Origin of the sequence: Halobacillus litoralis (assembly GCF_020524085.2) — a bacterium.
GTDB lineage: Bacteria > Bacillota > Bacilli > Bacillales > Halobacillaceae > Halobacillus > Halobacillus litoralis_E.
In genome coordinates, this window is record NZ_CP129016.1 from 3,762,773 (window position 1) to 3,782,426 (window position 19,654).

The following is a 19,654-nucleotide window of genomic DNA, read 5'->3' on the forward strand; positions in this document are numbered from 1 at the left end:
GTAAATTTCTCCCCTTATAATGATTTTTATATATAGATAAAAGGTCTAAGGACCCTTTTCTAACCCTATTTACTAGTCACCCCGTTGGGTGTTCAAGTTTTGTGTAAAACGATCTATGATAATCGCAAGAATAACGATTCCGAGACCTGCTACGAAACCAGTTCCGACTTCTGCACGCTGAAGCCCGGTAATAACCGTTTGTCCAAGTCCCTTCGCACCAATCATGGATGCAATGACCACCATGGATAATGCAAGCATCACAGTTTGGTTAATCCCAGCCATGATTGTCTTTTTAGCCATTGGCAATTGGACTTTAAATAATTTTTGAGTTCCAGTCGTACCGAATGCATCAGATGCCTCAATCAATTCATGGGACACCTGCCGAATTCCAAGGTTGGTAAAACGAACAGTCGGTGGTGTTGCGAAAATGACAGAGGCAAACACCCCTGGCACCATACCGATACTGAAGAAAGCTACAGCCGGAATTAGGTATACGAATGCGGGCATCGTCTGCATAAAATCAAGGACAGGTGTAAGAATTTTCTCTGCCACTTTGCTTTTAGCCATCCAAATTCCAAATGGAACTCCAATAATAACAGAGATCAAACTTGCAAAAATGACAAGCGTAAACGTGTTCATCAACTCTTCCCATAACTCCTGATTAGCAATGAACCAAAGGCCAATCACTGAAAAAGCAGTTAAGCCCAATTTTTTCCCTGAAGCAAAGAATGCTAGAACACCTACAACAATAATGAACAGCCAAATGGGTATGCTCATTAACCAATCTTCTGCTACGATTTCAATGAAATCTCCAAAGTCTTCCTTTATAAAATCAAATAAGAATTCAAATGTATCTGTTGTCCACTCTGTCGCTGCATCAATCCACTCAGCTACAGGCAGTTTAGGAATCAAACCCATTTAAATTCACCTCACTTCCAGCTAACGCCGCTAGTACGGCTCCTCTCACGATTACCCCTTTCAATTTTCCTTCTTCAATGACAGCTACAGGTACCGGGGAATCATGGATAATATCAAAAATTTCCTGCATTGGTGTTTGAGGCTCAACCTTCGGCACATCTGTGCGAAGAATACCATTCAAGTTATCTGAATCCTGCTTCACAGCATTAGAAACATCATCGGCGGTTACATAACCATGAAGATTTCTTTTTGCATCCGTAACATAAATGCTTGAAAGACCTTCCTTACGCATCCGTTCAAGAGCTGTACGAGGACCATGCTTTTGTATATCTACTGTTTCTGGGCGTTTCATAATATTTTCAGCCGTCAACACTTTGGAACGGTCTACATCCTCAACGAACTTCTCAACGTAATCGTTGGCTGGATTCACTAGGATCTCTTCCGGTGTGCCAATTTGAACGATGCGTCCATCCTTCATAAGAGCGATCCGGTCACCAATTCTTAACGCCTCATCAAGATCATGGGTAATGAATAGAATCGTTTTCTTCATGGATTCTTGCAGCTCCAATAATTCGTCCTGCATTTCTTTACGAATCAATGGATCCAGAGCAGAAAAGGCCTCATCCATCAGTAGAACTTCTGGATCGTTCGCAAGGGCTCGTGCAAGACCTACACGCTGCTGCATACCTCCGGATAGTTGACCAGGAAATTGATGGATGTATCCACCTAGTCCGACCATCTCTAAAGATTTCTTCGCTTTTTCTTTACGCTCATTTTTATCAATCCCTTGGACTTCAAGCCCGAACTCTGCGTTTTCCAGCACTGTACGGTGTGGGAAAAGACCAAAGCGTTGGAATACCATGCTCAACTTTTGACGACGGACATCTCGTAAATCTTTGCTGTCCATCTTAGCCAAATCCTGACCATCGATATATACACTACCTTCTGTTGGTTCAATTAATCGGTTGATTAACCGGACAAGCGTGGATTTACCACTTCCGGACAGCCCCATGATGACAAAGATTTCGCCTTCTTCTACATCAAAGGACGCGCGGTTAACACCGACTGTGTTGCCGGTTTTTTCAAGGATATCTTCTTTTGATAAACCCTCATCTAAGTATTTGGTAGCCTTTTTGGCATTCTTACCGAAAATTTTCGATAAGTTTTCTACTTGAATAATCGGCACGTCGATCACCTCTTCTGTTTTTGTTTATTATGGTACGTTTTGCCGTTATTATTTCCGAACTCAATCAAGCACCTTACATAATGTAACCTATTTGTAATAGAAAGTTCAAACGATAAATACTTTTAATCAAGTACAAAAATTACGTACAGTTGAAACTGTACAAAGTTTAAGGCATGAATTACGCCATTTTACTTCTAAATCCTTTATATTTAAGCCCTTTCAGTAATTTTTATAACAATGGAAATTATAGTAACGTTGTACATAGATTTTTTGCGAAGGAGGATCTTATGGTAGTAAAAGACCACCATTTCCTTGAGGACATGCATACAAAAGTCACACATGAATTTTCTAAAACATTGGAAATGTTTGGACTTACCCCCGCTGATGCACGGTTGTTTGTTACTCTCTATCTGCATCAGGGTCCAATGACGTTAGATGAAATGAGCGAAGCTTTGGGTAAAAGTAAAACTTCAATGAGTACAGGCGTTAGAGGCTTATTAGATCAAGGTCTGGTCGAACGAGTATGGAAGAAAGGCTTCCGTAAAGACCTCTATCAAGCTAATGAAAACTTATATCGAAATTTCATGTCTTCCTATATAAATAAGTGGCAGTTAGCTGCAAGTGGACAAAAAGATACGCTTGAAAATATGGAAAGCGAGTTAAAAGACCGAATACAGGATTATGTCAATCAAGAGCAGATGCAACAAGCGGAACAACTGTACAGACGGATGGAAGATATGGTCCGTTTTCACGAATGGATTGCTGAAGCTTTCAAAGAGTTAGATCCTAACGAAAAACCTTCTGATTAACCCCTCCCCCCCTAACATGCAGATCCATTTTTGTCCGATCTGCATGTTAATTATTTTTTCAGCACATTATATCTTGATAATTTACAAAAATTTTATATCATTATAAGTGGGTAACTCTTAAAAACTAATAGCCGATTGAGGATAGAATAGTTTTAAAAAATACCTTAAGAGGGTGAGGTAAATGAAGGACAAAATCTCAAAAAGAGAAGCCATTTTCTACAGTCATAAAATGGCTCAACTTTCCAAAGCACTATGGAAAGCCATTGAAAAGGACTGGCAGGATTGGATTAAGCCATTCCAATTGAACATCAACGAACATCACATTTTGTGGATTGCTTACCATTTGAAAGGGGCGAGCATTTCTGAGATTTCCAAGTATGGTGTCATGCATGTGTCAACTGCCTTCAATTTCTCCAAGAAGATGGAAGAGCGCGGCCTCCTTCAGTTTTCTAAACGTGAAAATGACAAAAGAAACACGTATGTAGAATTAACAAATGCAGGGGTTGAACTTCTAGAAGCAACGCTGAATGAGTATAACCCAGAAGATAATTCTGTACTGAGAGGCGTTATGCCCATGACAGAAATGTATGGAAAGCTTCCTGAGTTCTTAGATTTATCTGCTTTGATTAAGGAGATCTATGGAGACGAATATATAGAAATCCTGGAACGTTCACTAGAAAACATTGAAGAAGAAGCTTTAGTTCAACAACCGACAGATATTGAGGATTATAAGAAGAAATCAAGGTCCTCATAACAGATAGGAGCATAAATAAATAGAACCCTTTCCAATAAACATTGATTGGAAAGGGTTCTATTTATTTTGAAGATGAATAAGTTGGTTCACTAATTCCGGGTAAAGCCCCTGTTGATTGAGTGCCTTTAACGCTTCTTCTATAGGGAGTTTATAACAAAGCATGCCGGCAAAGTGAAGCATTAAATTAGAATGATCAATCAAACCGTTAGCTACGTCTTCTTCGTAACGTTCATTCAAAATTTCTAACAATTGCAACGTTTCTTTATATTCTTTTTTTGTTAAGGTTTTTTCAATAACTAATTTCGTAAAAGGATATCTCTTCATCTCTTCGACTTCTAGTAATAAATTCAAGTGGAATGCAAAGGTTTCGCATCGAATTTCCTTCTCCAAAATACTCCCTCCACAACCTGCTGTCACCCTTGTCATACCAAGGTTTATAAGATCTTACAACAAAAGAGAAAAAAGCAAATATTTTTTTTACAGAAAACCTATTGCTTTTTCTCTTCAAACATACTATTATTCGTCTTGTGCCAAACAAACGAAACATAAAACGTACTACTATCATATCGATATTCATAATAAATTCACAGTATTTTTTGTTGTAAGGGAGGGATTCTTATGATGAACTGCTGGAAAACAGTAAACATCAATAAAGAATTCGGTCTGAACCGTGTTTACCTGATGTCTTTTCTTACAGGACTACTTTCATTCCTAATTTTATATCTGCCGTATTCAATGATACACGGTACGCATGAGATGCATGATCACGGTTTTCTACCGTTGTTGGTTATTTTGTTTTTCTTACCAGCGATGCACCGCCTGATGCATATGCTGCCTTTAATGCTCAGCTATAAGCGGTTACGGGTAAAGTTCAAATTCAGAAAGCGATTTGTACCGACTTTCACCTATCAGTGTAAAACTCGATTATCAAAGAAGACATCAATCATGATGGCTCTTGCACCAACATTTTTGATTACAGTTCCTGCACTCATCATGGGATATGTCTTCCCTCATTACTTTGCTTATCTCGTACTCTTTGCATCTGTGAATATCGGATTATCTTTCTCTGATTTTCTTTATTTAAATTATTTCGCTAAAGCACCGAAAAAGTGCTTGATCGAGAATGCCAAAGAAGGCTACGATATCCTCATTCATCAGCCAAAAGCATAAAAACAACGTTCACCCTTATGAACGTTGTTTTTTTATGCCTTCTTACAGAATATGGCAGGATGCTTAAAGACTCAGTTCCGAGACTTTTTTGAGTGGGTGGGGCTACGGGGAATAGCTCGCTTTCCAGCCACCCCTGACTCCCATTATGGCAAACGAAACCCGAAAGCATCTCAAAACTGAGTCTTCCACAATCGGGAGCTTTAGTTGAAGTCGGAATTTGTCTTTTCGTTTCTGGATCGGACTTTTTTTGTTCTAACAGGGAAATCCGACCCGCTTTTTTCTGTTCAATCCACCTAAACTTTGATAGAGTAGTTTCATAGGGAATAAAGGAGGTACCAACATGGCATTTGGATTCAGCTTGTACGCGCTCGTCATTTTATTCGTGTTTAACTCACTCACACATTCCTTATGCACAAAGACGAAAATGTCGAACGAAAAACAAACGCGTGTTTTCCGCACGATCAACGTACTAATTACAATATTACTGATCTCTTCTTATGTGGAAGTGCTTAATACACTCTAAGAACAGGCCGAAGTTGGCCTGTTTTTTCTATGTCTTGTTTGAATTGCTATATTTTCACAACACAGTATAGAACATTGCCTATATAATGTGTTATATTTACTGATAGGCTGTGAGCAATCTCTACGTCACGAAATTCACAATAAGTTTTAGGAGTGTCAGGATTATGAAAAAAATAGCCATCACGGCTGCATTGGCAGCAAGCGTATTTACCTTGTCAGCATGTTCATCCAATGCAGATGAATCAGAAGCCGTTGTTGAAACCAATGGTGGAGAAGTAACGAAAGAAGAGTTCTATCAGGAATTGAAGTCTCAATATGGTGAGCAAGTGCTTCAGACTCTTGTCATGAAAGAAGTTCTTGCAAATAATTATGAGGTTTCAGATGAAGAGGTTAACAAGGAACTAGAGACGATCAAAGAACAATACGGCGATAATTTTGAAAACATTCTTCAGCAAAATGGCTTTGCCGATGAAGAAGCTTTCAAAGAAACGATCCGTATGAGCCTACTTCAAGAAAAAGCGGCTTCTGAAGGAATTGAAATTTCCGAAGAAGAAATGAAAAGTTATTATGATCGCATGAAGACAGAGGTTCAAGCGAGCCATATTCTAGTCTCTGATGAACAAACAGCGAAGGAAGTTAAAGAAAAAATCGATAATGGAGAAGATTTCGGAGATTTAGCTGCTGAATATTCTTCTGATGGTTCTGCTCAGCAAGGCGGGAAGCTTGGTTGGTTCGGACTAGGAGAAATGGTTGCTGAATTTGAAGATAAAGCCTACGAATTAGAGCTAGGTGAAGTAAGTGAACCTGTACAGTCTCAATTCGGCTATCACATCATCAAGGTGACGGACAAGCGTGATAAAGAAGATATCAAGCCTTATGAAGAAATGAAGGAAGAAATCAAGCGTACATTAACGAGTCAAAAAGTCGATCAAGCTGAGCTTCAGAAGAAGATGGATGAGCTTATGCAGGACTCTGACATTGATGTAAAACTTGATGAGTTTGAAGGGCTCTTCGATAAAGAGGAAGCTCCAGTAGAAGAAGGTACAAATCCAGAGGGAAATAACTCTGAAGACAGTACTTCTGACGAAAATACAGAAGAATAATAAAGATCAAAAGCCAGGTGAATGATTCACCTGGCTTTTAATCTGACATCATGGCACTTTTTCCCCGCCGTTCTTTCTCTTTCTCAATCCTCTTTAAATACACTTGCCCTTCCCGTTCGATATACTCTTGCTCGAGGTTGTGCTCCGCTCTCATGGCGCGGATGGCCATATACCCGCTTATGAATATAAAGACAATACACAGAAACACCCAAATCGGAAGACCGAATAACATGAATTCATCCTCCCTGCTCCTTTTGTCTCTAGTCTATGAGCGATTGCGGGCAAATATGATACAAGCTCCCCTTCCGTTCACTGCAAAAGAGTACAAAAAAACCGATACAGACAGCAACGTACTGCCTCCATCGGTTTTTTTACTTTTTATCTTTTTGATCAATTTTCGGTACGTATTGGAAGATCTCTCCTGATTCTACCACATGTATGAATCTCATGAGCCAGCGATAGTAATTTTGAGCATATTCCAGTCGATCAATATCCTCAGTTATTTTCGCTTGAAGTTCTTCGTCCGTGGTCTTCTCTTGCAGCTCTTGAAGCTCCTGGATGGCTTCATCCGCTTCTTCAATATTCGTCTCTGTATGATGTCTCCAACGGCTCCCAAACAAGGAAGTGAATGATTTATACCAGTCTTCTTCTGACTTGTAAAGGTCTTTACGTACTCCTTTTTTAAAGGAAGGTTCGACCATCTTCATATCTGATAAAGCACGGACGCCTGTTGACATACTTGTCTTACTCATCTCCAAAGCTTCCCGCATGTCATCCAATGTCATGGGTTCCTGCGAAAAGTACAGCACTCCATACAAGCGACCAATGGACGGGGTTACACCATAAAGGCTCATATTCTTAGCTATGACTTGGATAAATTGTTCAATCGTTTCTTCGTATTTGTTCCAATCTGTATTATTCATTTCTGGCAATGGAAACCCTCCATTTGCTTATTCCTCAGTAATCTTAAAACATTTTATCATTAATGTCCTTACATTGCGACCATATTATTGATTTTCACTCAATCGCAGGACGTGAGGAGATTGAAACACTTCTTCCAAATCTTCTCGCCAAGTAAAAAGGATGACTTGGTGCTTTTTAGATAACTGCTCGAAAAGTTCGATCATCAGGTGTAATCTCTTTTGGTCAAAATGAACAAAGGCATCATCAACGAGAAACGGCAGGGATAAATCATCCGCCATTGTTTCCCCCAGAGCCATGCGGAAAGAAATATACAATTGATCTTTTGTGCCTCGTGAAAGTTCCATTGGATAATAAGTGAACCCTTGCTTACTAATGACCTTAATGCGATCATCATCGGGGGAAATTTTCACATCCGTATAATTTCCGTCCGTCAGTCTATAAAAATAGTCTGTAGCTTTCCTTAAGATGCGTGGCAAATATTTTTCTTTATACGCATGCTTCGTTTTCTCCAAAGCCTTCCATGCCAGTTGATAAGCCGCCCATTCTTCTGATTGTTTTTGAAGTTCAGCTTTTTCTCTGTGAAGTTTGTGGGTAATGCTTGAGCGTTCGTCGGAATGCTCAAGCTGCTGAATGGCACTCTGGTTATCTGCCATGGCTTGCTGATTCTTTTTTTGTTCATCTTCGACCTTTTTCTTTTCGCTTTTAAGTCGCTCGAGACGGGCAGAAAGAACACGTTCTTCAGGCACTTCTGTCCACACATGATAATCTTTCTGCTCACTTTCTGACAGCATACGCTGCAGCTGACGTTCTAAATCTTGGAGCTGATTTTGTTGCTCCTCATGTTTTTTATTCTGTTTGGCTTTGGTGTAATAGTCATCTTCCTTTTCAACACCGGCTTCTTTAAACAGATCTTGTTGCTGCTCCATATAAGTAGATTGCTTTACTTTGTTTTCTTTCGCACGTTTATACAAGGATTCCAATTGCTGTTCTGCATGGGTAATTTTCTGCCTTCTTTGACTTTGGTCTTGGACCCATTCTTTCAAACGATGCCACTGCTGCTCCATATTCTCTTCGTAGAATTCCCACTTTTTCATCTTGTAAAACGCTTCCAGATTTTTTTGGATATCATTCATTATGGAAAGTTGCTCTTCTTTGTCGCGAAGCATCTGGTTTTGTGTACGTTTTTTTTCTTTCAACTGCACAAGAAGATGATAAAGTTTTTCCCAGTGCTCCACGTTTAAGTATGCTAGGAAAGGATAGAGATTACGCTGTTCATCGAGGGTACTTTCCAATCTTCTTTTTCGTTGTTGAAGATGATTAGCCTTCTCCTGCAGCCGAACCTCTTCCTGGTTCAACTGCTTCCACTGCTCACGTAAATGATGGTACTCATTCATATGTGCATCATATAACTGCAGTTGTCTCCTCGCTTGTTCCATTTCTTCTACTGAAGTGGACTTCGTCACACTTTGTTCGAATGATTTCATAATTTTTTTGTGACAGCTGTAACTGTACAAGGCAAAACCAGCGGCTATGGCCAAACACAAGACGAATAGCCCCATTCCTTCCAGAAGCCCCCCCGACAGCCAGTGCAAGGGCCGCTATTACGCCTCCTAACAAACGTCTATTTCTTAATCCCGTTAAGTCCTGGTCAGACGTGGCTGCCATTTGATAACTCTTCTGCAACTTTTCTTCGTATTCTCTGGCTGTTTCCTCACTAATCCTCTCGTCCTCTATCGAATGTTTATGTTCTTCAATCTTTTGAAACTCCCGGGCGATATCATCTAATTGTTCCTTAATAAACGCTTCTTCTCGTTCTACTTCCTCTTTTTCCTTCTTCAATGCTCGCCATGTCTCTTCAATATAAAATGGCAGAGGGTATTCTTCAATTTCATCTGTATCAAAAGGAACATCGATGTGGCTTTTATATTCTTCCAGCTGTTCATTTAGTCGGCTAGTCTGTTGTAAAAGGCGTTCATGTTCGTAGAGAGCTTGCTCATACTTTGGATATCCAGATTCTACGAGCCTTCCTCCTTCACCTTCTTGAGATGGAACATACCCATCTTTCCAATGTTGAATGGAAGCTTCAAGTTCCTCTATATTTGTTTTCAATAGCTTTTGTTCTGATTGAAGAGGCAAAAGGACTTCCTTTACTTGTTGGTAACGCTCCACACCGGCTTCCGGAAAGGAAACCTTTTGTTGATTCTCTACTTCCGACTTTATTAAATGGTAATCAACAATAATAGCTCTAACTTTCAAGACCTGCTCCGTTATGTAGAGTTGATTGATTGTCTCCTTCCATTCCTTCTCCAACGTACTCATGCGTTCGTTCAATGTTTCTTTTGTTTTTTGCAGACGTAAGTAGACTTCTTCTTCTTCATCCAATGTCTTTTTCTTCTGCTGCAACTCTTCAACCACTTGAAGCTGTTCATTGATGAGTGGCTTTTTTCCTTGCGGCTTGAAACGTTCATCCATTTGTTTTTGCAGCCATTTTTCTGTCTGATAAATTTGATCAGATCCGGTTAACCCGATATTTAAAAGGACTTCACCAAGCTCATGACCGGATATATTCCTTAGCTCCATCAAGGCATCCGCATTAAAGCTATAGGTAGATTCAAAAACTCTACGTTCCATTCCATCCAGTAAATTTCGGAGCCAGGATTCATCCTTCTCTTCCCCTGTCTCCAAGTGACAGACCGCTTTTCCATTCTCATATTCGTGTGTTCTCTCAATCGTCACTCTGCCATACTCTGCCGTTAAAAGGACAAGGCGCCCACCCATGCTCCCTCCGGTTTTAGGTGTGAAAGAGAGCCTTTGCTTTGGAGGTAGTCCAAATAACATAAACAAGATAAACTCATAGAGCGTCGATTTTCCTGCTTCATTTTCACCTATGATGAGATGCGGGGATGAATCGGTTAAATCTAAAGAGTAATCCTTCCATTTCCCAAATCCGTATATGAATAAATGGATGATCTTCAAATCGTCCCCCTCCTCTCATGATTGATCATCCGTTCCATTAGTAATGATTTTGCCTGTTCAATGACATCCTTCGTTTCTTCATTATTCATCGGATGAATATACTTGGACACTTTCCGATGGTTGAACAAAGGAGTAAGCCACTGTTCTACTTCTTCTTCATTTAAATGTGAGATGGTCCGCAATAGTTCCCCTGTAAAATGAGAACCTCTCATTAACTCTTCTTCATCCCAGGTTGTGCGACTTTCGATTTTGACCTCCTCAATCCAGATCCAGTCATCGGAATCAAAATCTTCATTCTCATTAATAACCTCCACCCAGTCTTGAATATCCCCTTCAGTTCCTGCATATCCCAACAATGTGATCGTCAACATCACAGGAGAACCGGCAGCGACTTTTCCTTTCGCCTTCTCCAACACTTTCTCCAACTCTTCAGGCGATGTGGTTTCAAGTTTATCCACAGTAGTAGAGACGTATGTTATGCTTTGCAGCGGGACAAAATGATAGTTCCATTCGCCTGAGCTGTGCTCGACAAGGTAACACCCTTTATCCCCGTCTTCCTTTCGTGATCTCCCCTGGATATTTCCGGGGTATAAGATGAGTGGATCTTCCGATAGAACCGAACGCTTGTGGATGTGACCTAAAGCCCAATAGTCCAGCTCTTGCTCTTTTAACTCCTGTAGTGAAAAAGGTGCGTAAACATCATGGTCTGTATTTGTATCCAAACTTCCGTGAAGCATTCCGATGTGATAGTCCGCCTCCTCTTCTTTGGTAAAGAACGGGACTTTACGATCTCGTACTTCTCTTGCCTCATAGCTGAATCCATAAATGTGCGCCAATACTTCCCCATCCTTTTCAAAAGGGATATGTGCGACATTCTGACTTTGAAAAATATGTACATTTTCTGGCATTTCGATGGGGAGTGTTTTTCCCTCTATATAATCGTGGTTACCATAACTGACATAAACATGAATATCCTTTTCTTGAAGACGTTCAAACCCACGCCTAAGATGGACTTGGGCTTTGATACTCCGAATTTCCTCATTGTATAAGTCACCAGCAATCAATAGAAAATCCACCTTATTTTCTATACACGCATCAATTAGACGGTCGAACGCCTCAAACGTGCTGTTTCGCAACCTTTCTAACAACTCACCTGGGTAGTGCCCCTTTGTTTTAAAAAGGCTGTCGATATGTAAATCTGCGCTGTGTATGAATCGAATCGATGATTCCATCATGATCAGCCTCCTTCTCTATTGTTTCCTTCATTTTAACAGAGGCAAAAACCGAATGCACGTTCTCATACAATAAGAGAGTAAAAGGAATTTTGGAAGATTTTCCGAACCATTCATCCAAAGCTGAGGTGTACATCGTTTAACATCCAAACAAAAACCCCCCTTAAGAAAGGGGGGGTTCTCTATTTCTCTTTTTTGGAAAGCTGTAAAGCCGTTTTTAAATCTTTTAAGGAAGTGGACTTCCCGTACATCAACACACCACCACGATAGACACGTGCTCCAATCAACGCTAGTAAGAGAATGGACCCGATGAGAATACCAATAGATAAGGCAATTTCCCAAATCGGGATTTCCAGCATTCCTACGCGTAAAAACATAATTAATGGTGTAAAGAACGGGAAATAAGAACTGATCGTGATGAAGGTGGATTCAGGAATTCCAAGGCCAAACATCGCAATAAGGAAACCAGCTACAATCAGCATAATCATAGGTGCCAACAATTGCTGCGCATCCTCCAAACGACTGACGAGCGATCCCAAGGTTGCCGCTAAGGTAGCATAAAGCAAATAGCCAAGTATGAAGAAAACCACTGCATAGATGATTGTGCCGGGATTAATGTCATTGAAACCGAAGACTTCCAGCATCGAACCATCTCCAAGGGTCTTGCTTTGTTGAATACCCAAGTACCCAGCCAAAATAAGGATAGCGAATTGCGTCAAACCTAACAAAGCAATGCCAAAAATCTTCGCAAACATTTGGGAAACAGGGGATACGCTGGAAACTAAAATTTCCATGACGCGACTTGATTTCTCTGTTGCTACCTCCGTAGAGATCATCTGCCCATACATGATGACAGAAAAATACAGGAAAAAGAGCATCACATAAACAAGTCCGCGAGTCTGGTTAAGTTCCTCTGCCGTTTTTGCACTCTCTTCAAGAGCTACGAGCTCAAAAGTAACAGGAGTATTCATTTGTTGAATAATCGCAGGATCGACATTGGCCTGCTCGGTTACATACTGTACTTTCACTTGTTGAAGTGCCTGTCTGACAGGGTCACTTTCACCTGTATTGGCAATTTTGTTCGCATAATAAGTCGCTTCAGGAAGCCCTTCTTCTCCTTTTTCCACTTCAACGACAGATTGAAAGTCTCCTTCTTCTACCGCTGCTTGGGCTTCTTCTAGACTTCCGTCGTATTTCTGAAGGGTAAGATTGTCGTTCATCGAAACGACCTGATCTAATGACTGAAACCAGCCCTCATTATCCGTCACAACCGCAACTTTCTTTTCTTCATCCACATCGCTGAAAGTCTCAATGATGGATTGCAAATTCGATAAAGCGAAAATGAGTGCGACAGTAACAATTGTGGTAATTAAGAAAGATTTTGATTTAACACGGTTTTTATAAGTCTGGGCAACCATGATAAAGAACTTATTCATAAGAAGCACCCACCTTCTCAATAAAAATATCATTCAACGTTGGTTCTTCCAGATCAAATTTGCGTACAAATCCTTTTCCTTGCAGTTCCTCAAAAATACGCTGAGCAATTTCCTCACTCTCGATTTGGAGTACACAACCATCCCCCAATGGCTTATATTTCGTAACTCCAGGGACACTCTCCAAAAATGCAAGATCAAAATCTGCGATGACTTTCACATTCTTTTTCCCGAATGATTTTTTTATTTCCTTCAATTTTCCATGCACCACGGGTGAACCGTGATGAAGAATACACAGACTCTCACACAATTCCTCTACATGCTCCATCCGGTGCGAGGAAAACACAATCGATGTTCCGGCTTCTTTCAAATCAATGACTGCTTTCTTCAGCATTTCCACATTAACTGGATCAAGACCTGAAAAAGGTTCATCCAATATCAGCAATTTTGGTTTATGTAACACAGCTGATATGAACTGAATCTTTTGCTGATTCCCTTTCGATAATTCTTCAACTTTCTTATTTTTATATTCTGGTACTTTAAACCGCTCAAGCCAGCGTTCAATCTGTTGAACAGCCTCTGACTTCCTCATCCCTCTTAATTTTGCCAAATAGACCAACTGTTCCTGGACCTTAAGCTTCGGATAAAGTCCCCTTTCCTCCGGTAAATATCCGATTAAATGACTCTGGTCGTAGCCGATATCCCCGCCGTTCCATGATATTTTACCTTTTGTTTGATCCAACAAACCAAGTACCATACGGAAGGTTGTGGTTTTACCTGCTCCGTTCGCACCAAGAAAACCAAAGATCTGTTTTTCTGGAATTTCTAATGATAAATCATCAACGGCTGTAAATGACCCAAACTTTTTCGTCACTTTCTCCAAACGTAATGTCATCATTTCTCCCCCTTTGCACCTTATGTACGTAACTTTTAACCCAATGGTTTCAATAATAATTATCTATCATAAAAAAACTGATATTAAAGAATATGGCAGGATTGTGGAAGACTCAGTTTCGAGATGTGTCCGGGGTTCGTTGCCTTGTTGGGCGTTAGGGGTGGTCGGGAAGCTACTCGCTTTCCTGCGGGGATGACGGCAAGCCTCCTCGTGCTACGCACTGCGGGGTCTCGCCGTCATCCCCGCGGGAGTCTCGCAGTTTCCCAACCACCCCTTTCGATGTATTCGTAAAACGAACCCCTTTGCTCAAAGAGACTGCCTTCCACTCTTCCGCTCTTATAAGCATAAGGCCTTCTCTATTTCAGAATCCAAATAAACATAAGGGTGAAGTGTAACGCCCACATTTCCATCGAGCTTGAAAGCTTCTTATTCCAGAAGTGGTTTCGAGACACTTATAAAATTAAGGGGCGGAGCGAACCTTTTCCCGTAGCCCCTAAAATCACACAAACGTCTCGGAACTGTGTCTTCAAGTATAGGGAGCTATTGTGGAAGAATGGAATGGGTGATTTTTTTAATGGAAATTTGCTGTTCAAGCAGGAATATCGACGTCGTATGACAAAAGTAAATAATGAACAGCTATTCATTCAAGGAGGCACAACAATGAAGACATACTACTTAACTGTATTCGAAAAAGATGGGACCAATGTTCTCGATGAAAACTTCCAAGCAGAAAATGATGACCAGGCAAAGAAAATAGGGGCAGAGAAACTTGAGGAGAAAGGGTACAGCAATCACACCCATCGCTGCGCTGCACCTGAAGGACATTTAGTTTTGTTCCACAGATAACACGAAAAACAATGTAAAACCATAAAAAGTCGCGCTTCTAGGCGCGACTTTTTACTATTTACCTTGAAATTCCGGCTTTCTTTTATTCAAGAAGGCTTCAACCCCTTCTCTATGATCAGCGGTTTGAAGTAACCGCCATTGGTTTTCACGTTCTTTCTCCAAGTAGTGAGATAAACGTTCCATTCCATGCTGGTGATACATTTCTTTTGTAGCAATCATGGATTTCAATGGACGGCTGCTCCACTCTTCCGCGAGACGTGCTGCTTCTTCTTGGACAGGTCCATTGACGACGATATCCACAAGTTTATGATCATAGGCTTCTTTTGCTCTCATTTGCTGCCCTTCCCAAGCAAAATGTTTAGCCTGATGTGTCCCTAAACGTTCCTGCAGCCAAAAATGACCTCCACCATCTGGAGCTAATCCAATACCTATAAAGTTCATAGATAATTTGGCGTCTGGTTCAGCTATGACATAATCAGCCGATAAAGCAATACTTAACCCTAGACCTACCACAGGCCCATGCAATGCGGATATCACAATTTTCTGCATGGAATAAAAGGTTTTCACAATGGTTTCAATATTATCCATGACTTCATCATAAGTATCTCTGTCAGACACCTCTTTCATCATGCTCAAATCTCCACCTGCGCAAAATCCTTCTCCATCTCCATATAAAAGTACAATTTGTGCCTCTGACCGCCTCACTTCACGAGCTGCTTCAGCGAATTCTGCTAATAGTTCTGCATTCAATGCATTGTATTTTTCTCCTCGGGCAATTTTCAAATGAACCACATTTCCCTTTTCCTCTACAATGAAATGCTTCATGATTATGGTTTTCCTCCTATATTTGGAAAAATTCTTCTTGGTTTAGTTTTTCGTCATGAAGCACCCACTTTCCTGCAAGAGACGACAAAAAATCCAATTCATGATTAAGAACTATGTAGACATGAATGATAGAAGGCTTATAGTCTGCGGGCTGAATGCAGGCCTCCCGAAGTGCCCTACAGTTAGGAATGGCCACAAAAAAAGGAGCTGGTTCACCAGCTCCTTTTGATTACTATTTATTGTTGTGGTTCTTCAGGGTTGCCGTAAAGCTCTTCAAGAGGCTTCGTAATGATACGGCTGATATCGTTGATGACAGTGTTCAAGCGCTGCTCTTCTTCCATAAGCTTGGAGATTTGAGGGTGTTGTTGTACAAGCTCAACAACTTTACGAGCCTGTTCTACTTCCTCCTCAGAAATTTCCTCTCCTTGCATCTGCTTTTGTTGAAGAGTGATTTGTGTTTGACGGAAATCGTCGAACATTTTTTTAGCAGCTTCGTCGTTCATAACTGCTTCATATGCTTCTTTCAATCCGTTGAATTCCTCACTATTACGGATTGCTTTTTCTAGATCATACGCGTAATCATATAGATTTGCCATAAAAATAAGTACCTCCTAAGTTTTCGTTCTGATACTCCTCCCCCACTATAACAAACTCCTATACGTCTGTATAGGAATACACCATTATCCGAAAAATAGCACAATAATGGCCTGAAGCAAGCCGATCATTCCTCCTAGTAAAGCACCCAGATAGGTAATCATTTTAAATTCCCTCCTGCAAATACCAAGAACCATTTCTTCAAGACGTTCGACTTGGAAAGCTTCGACTTCCTCTTGAACAATTTCAGATAAACGCAGCTGCGTCATCATGCTCTCCACCTTGGCCGATAATAAATCACTGATTTGATCAACAGCAGCCGGAACGAAGGTTTGAAGAATTTTTTCTTCATAAGGACTTGTCCATTCCTCCACCGTTTTTGCCATCCACTGATCTACAGGTAATGCCTGTGCCACGAGCTCACCAAGCTTCGTGCCAACGGTTTCACGACCGATTTGGTCTTCATACCATGCCACTCGCTTCGTCAAAAGTTTTTCTTTCTCCGTATGCAGCATCGTTTCCAGCCAATCCTTCATTTCCCGGTCAGATACATATTTAAGAATCAGTGGATAAATACGCTCTGTAAGCCCGTCTGGTCCCATGAAAGATGATATCATATTACCGAGAAACCCTTGATTATCCAAGTAGTTATCAATTAAGGCTGCTACTTTCTCTTTCCCTTCGGAACTCCGGAAGTAAGTTTCTATACTCGCTTGAATATGAGCAGCCGCCTGATCTACTCCGCGATTTGTCCTTTCTCTTAACGATGGTGTTAACAACTCTTCTATCGTTTTCTCACGATATTCGTCCATGAGCGATTCATAGCGATGTTCCACCCACTGAGAAACATGACTTTGAATGGATGATGTTGTCACTTCAATATGAAATTTCTCAAGCACTTCATTTAACGTATCTTCTTTTTTTAACAACGTTTGAACTTCATCTTTCGCCCATGTGGTCATCTGTGCCTTAAAACTTGAATGAGTGAGCTTTCGACGGATGCCTTCTGGAGTTAATAGATGGTTGACAACCATTTTACCTAACTGTTGAGCTAATTCCTTTTGACGTTTAGGGATCAGTCCCGGGGTAAAAGGCAGACGATAGCTGCCAATATAAATGGATCGATATGGACGAAATAACATTTTTATAGCTAATGAATTCGTAAGCCCTCCAATTAAGGCCCCGATTCCGATCATCATTAAGATTAATAAAACAGGATTCATGTTCCAACCTCTTTCTACACATGGTGTACCAAGTATAATCCATATAAAAGCCAAGTGCCAACGGTAAAACCCCAAACAAAAAAAGGCCTCATGTAGACCTGGCCTCTAAGCTGGAATTAATTTAATCGCCCATAAATAGTGCCGAACCTAGTCGCATGTTCCATCTCATCAGTCATGGCTGTAAATAATGCATGATAAGCGCCGGGGGTTGGAACCATAAACAGCATCTCCCTGTACATCTCAGCCGATTTAAACTCATCTTGTTGGGCTTTGATCACACCATTCTCAAAAGACCGATAATCGATCGTCTTTGGTTCAAATTCATGATATTTTCCTGTCAACTGAAGATGAAGGTGTTGGAACATTTGATAATGCTTTAATTCATCATTCTCGGCATGCTTAATATAGTCCCTGAATAAACGGTTGCTTGTATCCCCTTTTAGCCGGCTGTAAAAATCATGATCCTTCCATTCTTCTTCAATTGACCTTTGCAGCCTTTGGATAAAGGACTCACGATAGTCCTGCATTTGATCTCCTCCCCTTACTAAAGGAATATGAAGGGAAAGGACAAGTTTATGCTCTGTGTTCGTTCATTGAATTTCGGAATCCGGGCAAAATGAAAAGAGGAGGTGAACTTATGGAAAAGCATCATAAACAAGCAGCACCCGAAGGAAAGGATAAATTCGAACTTGACGTCGATCGGATGATCAATGAAGGGATGGCAGGTGGTACGATTAAACCTGTTTACGGGCATGAGCAAATCGGAGAAGCTCACGAAATTCCTGAGCAAAAAGAGGAAAAATGAAAAGAAAAAGCTGTCTCCTGTTTGCCTTTCATCTGACGCAACAGGAGACAGCTTTCTTCATTAGCGGCTTTTAACAATCATCTGCACAGCTTCGTTAATTAACTCTTCCGCTGATTCGCCTTCCTCATGAGCATCACGAATACAGCCTTCTAAATTTTTTGCAACGATATATCCAATCGCACGGTCCATCGCAGAACGTGCGGCTGACAACTGGGTAATGACATCTTTACAATCTTTATCTTCATCCATCATCTTGAGGACACCACGAACTTGACCTTCAATCCTTTTTAAACGGTTTTTCGTTTCAGGACCGTAAATACTTTTATCCTTCACTTGATCCAATTCTTCTCCTCCTCTCTTCAGGTGCGAAGTTTTATACCTTCAACGCTTTGCGGATTTTGTCCATTGTATTACTATAATAGTAAATATCCAACCAAAAAGGAAGAGATTCATGTCAGTTGTAGACCAACTTAAACGATTATACCCTTCAATCACTATGAATAAACTAGGATTTGACAACCATACGGAATACAAATGGTTCCAAACCGAAAATGATGAAATCGTAGGTATTAAAAAAGATGAACTTGACCACCAATCTTCTGAATTGCTCTCTATCTTTCTCACACCTTTAAGCTCAGAAGAATCCACCATGACAGAAAGGGAAAAGCAATGGTCATCATTCCTTTATAAAAATGAATGGGTACAGGAAATGGTGTGGCCGGTATCCTTTCGCTTTGTCCTTTTTTCCATCGAAGATGTGGAAGCAGAGAAAACTATTGTAAAGGAAGCCCTTCAATCCCTATTTCCTCAAGAAATGCCTCTCTTATGGACATCGGACCGTGAGGGGGTCATCATAGAAGAGATTTCATCCAAAGAGCAGGAAACCATGGAATTCGAAGGCATGGCAGATGTTTTAAGCAGTGATTTTTATACAGATATTCATTTCTTTATTAGTGAATTCACTTCAGCTCCGGAGGATGCCTCAAAAATATTGAAGTGGGCCCAGCACGGAGCGAGAATTGCTAAAGAACATAAACCAGGATCCATTATTACCTATAAGGATATTATCCCCTACTTATATATAGACGCACTTCCAGAAGAGGAATGGGAACATATCCGTCGATCCATCTTTAAGGACATCGAAAAGGACAAGGAATTATTGCAGACCATCCGGATTTTCATGGAATCGGGTTCTAATACATCTTTAGCTGCTAAGAAACTGTATATGCACAGAAACAGCTTGCAATATCGAGTGGAGAAATTCATTGAAAAAACGGGCCTTGATATTAAACAATTTGAGGGCGCGGTCATTACGTATCTTGCATTATTACACATGGAATACTGACAATCGACAAAGTGCACAAACAACCCTCTCCCATGTTTGTGCACTTTGTCCATTTACCGTTTTCAGAAACTTCGATACACTGTAATCAATTAAG

General features: G+C 40.6%; 23 protein-coding genes. 8 read left to right on the forward strand and 15 right to left on the reverse strand.

What is annotated here, in order from left to right; all coding sequences use genetic code 11:
• Positions 1-72: 72 nt before the first annotated feature.
• Together LC065_RS19320 and proV are read right to left on the reverse strand one after the other, a co-directional pair.
• Complete coding sequence (locus LC065_RS19320; RefSeq protein WP_226587956.1) at positions 73-918, reverse strand: ABC transporter permease; 846 nt, start codon at positions 916-918, stop codon at positions 73-75.
• Entirely contained in the window at positions 902-2,104 is a 1,203-nt protein-coding gene (gene proV, locus LC065_RS19325) for a glycine betaine/L-proline ABC transporter ATP-binding protein ProV (RefSeq protein WP_226587954.1), read from the reverse strand. The genes LC065_RS19320 and proV overlap by 17 nt, the downstream gene beginning before the upstream one ends.
• A gap of 287 nt (positions 2,105-2,391) precedes the next feature.
• On the opposite strand from proV, the gene LC065_RS19330 reads away from it, so the two are divergent.
• Both LC065_RS19330 and LC065_RS19335 read left to right on the forward strand, forming a co-directional pair.
• Entirely contained in the window at positions 2,392-2,913 is a 522-nt protein-coding gene (locus LC065_RS19330; RefSeq protein ID WP_226587952.1) for a GbsR/MarR family transcriptional regulator, read from the forward strand.
• A 181-nt stretch (positions 2,914-3,094) separates the two neighbouring features.
• Positions 3,095-3,667 (forward strand): HTH-type transcriptional regulator Hpr, encoded by a 573-nt coding sequence (locus tag LC065_RS19335; protein ID WP_226587950.1) that lies wholly within the window; start codon positions 3,095-3,097, stop codon positions 3,665-3,667.
• A 57-nt stretch (positions 3,668-3,724) separates the two neighbouring features.
• On the opposite strand, the gene LC065_RS19340 is transcribed toward LC065_RS19335, so the two are convergent.
• On the reverse strand, positions 3,725-4,057 hold the full coding sequence (locus LC065_RS19340; RefSeq protein WP_226587948.1) for a DUF1878 family protein: 333 nt from the start codon (positions 4,055-4,057) through the stop codon (positions 3,725-3,727).
• 228 nt (positions 4,058-4,285) lie between these two features.
• Here LC065_RS19340 and LC065_RS19345 point away from each other — a divergent pair, with 228 nt between their 5' ends.
• The 3 genes from LC065_RS19345 to LC065_RS19355 all read left to right on the forward strand — a co-directional run bounded on the left by LC065_RS19345 (position 4,286) and on the right by LC065_RS19355 (position 6,462).
• Positions 4,286-4,837 carry a DUF3267 domain-containing protein gene (locus LC065_RS19345; protein WP_226587946.1) on the forward strand — a complete coding sequence of 184 codons (552 nt, stop codon included), beginning with the start codon at positions 4,286-4,288 and terminating at the stop codon, positions 4,835-4,837.
• Between the two features lie 340 nt (positions 4,838-5,177).
• On the forward strand, positions 5,178-5,360 hold the full coding sequence (locus LC065_RS19350) for a hypothetical protein (protein ID WP_035510066.1): 183 nt from the start codon (positions 5,178-5,180) through the stop codon (positions 5,358-5,360).
• A gap of 163 nt (positions 5,361-5,523) precedes the next feature.
• On the forward strand, positions 5,524-6,462 hold the full coding sequence (locus LC065_RS19355) for a peptidylprolyl isomerase (RefSeq protein ID WP_306163641.1): 939 nt from the start codon (positions 5,524-5,526) through the stop codon (positions 6,460-6,462).
• 37 nt (positions 6,463-6,499) lie between these two features.
• Here LC065_RS19355 and LC065_RS19360 read toward each other — a convergent pair whose 3' ends face one another.
• The 7 genes from LC065_RS19360 to LC065_RS19390 form a co-directional block, all read right to left on the reverse strand.
• Positions 6,500-6,694: a sporulation YhaL family protein gene (locus tag LC065_RS19360; protein ID WP_226587941.1), complete on the reverse strand. Its 195-nt coding sequence runs from the start codon at positions 6,692-6,694 to the stop codon at positions 6,500-6,502.
• Between the two features lie 139 nt (positions 6,695-6,833).
• The gene (locus LC065_RS19365; protein WP_226591585.1) at positions 6,834-7,385 is read right to left on the reverse strand and encodes a GbsR/MarR family transcriptional regulator; all 552 of its coding nucleotides are present in this window, start codon (positions 7,383-7,385) and stop codon (positions 6,834-6,836) included.
• Positions 7,386-7,469: 84 nt separating this feature from the next.
• Positions 7,470-8,870 carry an ATP-binding protein gene (locus LC065_RS19370; RefSeq protein WP_306163642.1) on the reverse strand — a complete coding sequence of 467 codons (1,401 nt, stop codon included), beginning with the start codon at positions 8,868-8,870 and terminating at the stop codon, positions 7,470-7,472.
• A complete protein-coding gene (locus LC065_RS19375) occupies positions 8,788-10,362 on the reverse strand; it encodes an AAA family ATPase (protein WP_306163643.1) in 1,575 nt (524 codons plus the stop codon). Before LC065_RS19375 ends, LC065_RS19370 begins: the two co-directional genes overlap by 83 nt.
• Positions 10,359-11,597: a metallophosphoesterase family protein gene (locus LC065_RS19380; protein WP_226587938.1), complete on the reverse strand. Its 1,239-nt coding sequence runs from the start codon at positions 11,595-11,597 to the stop codon at positions 10,359-10,361. Before LC065_RS19380 ends, LC065_RS19375 begins: the two co-directional genes overlap by 4 nt.
• Positions 11,598-11,776: 179 nt before the next feature.
• Positions 11,777-13,030, reverse strand: coding sequence for an ABC transporter permease (locus LC065_RS19385; RefSeq protein WP_226587936.1), 1,254 nt, complete (start codon positions 13,028-13,030; stop codon positions 11,777-11,779).
• A complete protein-coding gene (locus LC065_RS19390; protein WP_226587935.1) occupies positions 13,023-13,922 on the reverse strand; it encodes an ABC transporter ATP-binding protein in 900 nt (299 codons plus the stop codon). The genes LC065_RS19385 and LC065_RS19390 overlap by 8 nt, the downstream gene beginning before the upstream one ends.
• A gap of 558 nt (positions 13,923-14,480) precedes the next feature.
• On the opposite strand from LC065_RS19390, the gene LC065_RS20640 reads away from it, so the two are divergent.
• Entirely contained in the window at positions 14,481-14,768 is a 288-nt protein-coding gene (locus tag LC065_RS20640) for a YhzD family protein (protein ID WP_371933375.1), read from the forward strand.
• 54 nt (positions 14,769-14,822) lie between these two features.
• Here the strand turns inward: LC065_RS20640 and LC065_RS19400 are convergent, their stop codons facing one another.
• The 4 genes from LC065_RS19400 to LC065_RS19415 form a co-directional block, all read right to left on the reverse strand.
• Positions 14,823-15,593, reverse strand: coding sequence for an enoyl-CoA hydratase (locus tag LC065_RS19400; RefSeq protein WP_226587933.1), 771 nt, complete (start codon positions 15,591-15,593; stop codon positions 14,823-14,825).
• Between the two features lie 236 nt (positions 15,594-15,829).
• Positions 15,830-16,189 carry a YlbF/YmcA family competence regulator gene (locus LC065_RS19405; protein ID WP_089653229.1) on the reverse strand — a complete coding sequence of 120 codons (360 nt, stop codon included), beginning with the start codon at positions 16,187-16,189 and terminating at the stop codon, positions 15,830-15,832.
• Between the two features lie 84 nt (positions 16,190-16,273).
• Complete coding sequence (locus LC065_RS19410) at positions 16,274-17,410, reverse strand: DUF445 domain-containing protein (RefSeq protein ID WP_306163644.1); 1,137 nt, start codon at positions 17,408-17,410, stop codon at positions 16,274-16,276.
• Between the two features lie 116 nt (positions 17,411-17,526).
• A complete protein-coding gene (locus LC065_RS19415) occupies positions 17,527-17,937 on the reverse strand; it encodes a ferritin-like domain-containing protein (RefSeq protein ID WP_226587929.1) in 411 nt (136 codons plus the stop codon).
• A gap of 110 nt (positions 17,938-18,047) precedes the next feature.
• On the opposite strand from LC065_RS19415, the gene LC065_RS19420 reads away from it, so the two are divergent.
• On the forward strand, positions 18,048-18,215 hold the full coding sequence (locus tag LC065_RS19420) for a hypothetical protein (RefSeq protein WP_226587927.1): 168 nt from the start codon (positions 18,048-18,050) through the stop codon (positions 18,213-18,215).
• A gap of 60 nt (positions 18,216-18,275) precedes the next feature.
• On the opposite strand, the gene LC065_RS19425 is transcribed toward LC065_RS19420, so the two are convergent.
• Complete coding sequence (locus LC065_RS19425) at positions 18,276-18,557, reverse strand: metal-sensitive transcriptional regulator (RefSeq protein ID WP_174787809.1); 282 nt, start codon at positions 18,555-18,557, stop codon at positions 18,276-18,278.
• Between the two features lie 109 nt (positions 18,558-18,666).
• Here LC065_RS19425 and LC065_RS19430 point away from each other — a divergent pair, with 109 nt between their 5' ends.
• Entirely contained in the window at positions 18,667-19,560 is an 894-nt protein-coding gene (locus LC065_RS19430; RefSeq protein WP_306163645.1) for a PucR family transcriptional regulator, read from the forward strand.
• Positions 19,561-19,654 lie beyond the last annotated feature (94 nt).

Excerpts from the sequence above, each read along its gene's own strand:
- LC065_RS19320 (WP_226587956.1), bottom strand. The coding sequence starts at position 918 with ATGGGTTTGATTCCTAAACTGCCTGTAGCTGAGTGGATTGATGCAGCG.
- LC065_RS19330 (WP_226587952.1), top strand. The coding sequence starts at position 2,392 with ATGGTAGTAAAAGACCACCATTTCCTTGAGGACATGCATACAAAAGTC.
- LC065_RS19335 (WP_226587950.1), top strand. The coding sequence starts at position 3,095 with ATGAAGGACAAAATCTCAAAAAGAGAAGCCATTTTCTACAGTCATAAA.
- LC065_RS19345 (WP_226587946.1), top strand. The coding sequence starts at position 4,286 with ATGATGAACTGCTGGAAAACAGTAAACATCAATAAAGAATTCGGTCTG.
- LC065_RS19350 (WP_035510066.1), top strand. The coding sequence starts at position 5,178 with ATGGCATTTGGATTCAGCTTGTACGCGCTCGTCATTTTATTCGTGTTT.
- LC065_RS19355 (WP_306163641.1), top strand. The coding sequence starts at position 5,524 with ATGAAAAAAATAGCCATCACGGCTGCATTGGCAGCAAGCGTATTTACC.
- LC065_RS19360 (WP_226587941.1), bottom strand. The coding sequence starts at position 6,694 with ATGTTATTCGGTCTTCCGATTTGGGTGTTTCTGTGTATTGTCTTTATA.
- LC065_RS19365 (WP_226591585.1), bottom strand. The coding sequence starts at position 7,385 with ATGAATAATACAGATTGGAACAAATACGAAGAAACGATTGAACAATTT.
- LC065_RS19370 (WP_306163642.1), bottom strand. The coding sequence starts at position 8,870 with ATGAAATCATTCGAACAAAGTGTGACGAAGTCCACTTCAGTAGAAGAA.
- LC065_RS19380 (WP_226587938.1), bottom strand. The coding sequence starts at position 11,597 with ATGATGGAATCATCGATTCGATTCATACACAGCGCAGATTTACATATC.
- LC065_RS19385 (WP_226587936.1), bottom strand. The coding sequence starts at position 13,030 with ATGAATAAGTTCTTTATCATGGTTGCCCAGACTTATAAAAACCGTGTT.
- LC065_RS19390 (WP_226587935.1), bottom strand. The coding sequence starts at position 13,922 with ATGACATTACGTTTGGAGAAAGTGACGAAAAAGTTTGGGTCATTTACA.
- LC065_RS20640 (WP_371933375.1), top strand. The coding sequence starts at position 14,481 with ATGGGTGATTTTTTTAATGGAAATTTGCTGTTCAAGCAGGAATATCGA.
- LC065_RS19400 (WP_226587933.1), bottom strand. The coding sequence starts at position 15,593 with ATGAAGCATTTCATTGTAGAGGAAAAGGGAAATGTGGTTCATTTGAAA.
- LC065_RS19405 (WP_089653229.1), bottom strand. The coding sequence starts at position 16,189 with ATGGCAAATCTATATGATTACGCGTATGATCTAGAAAAAGCAATCCGT.
- LC065_RS19410 (WP_306163644.1), bottom strand. The coding sequence starts at position 17,410 with ATGAATCCTGTTTTATTAATCTTAATGATGATCGGAATCGGGGCCTTA.
- LC065_RS19415 (WP_226587929.1), bottom strand. The coding sequence starts at position 17,937 with ATGCAGGACTATCGTGAGTCCTTTATCCAAAGGCTGCAAAGGTCAATT.
- LC065_RS19420 (WP_226587927.1), top strand. The coding sequence starts at position 18,048 with ATGGAAAAGCATCATAAACAAGCAGCACCCGAAGGAAAGGATAAATTC.
- LC065_RS19430 (WP_306163645.1), top strand. The coding sequence starts at position 18,667 with ATGTCAGTTGTAGACCAACTTAAACGATTATACCCTTCAATCACTATG.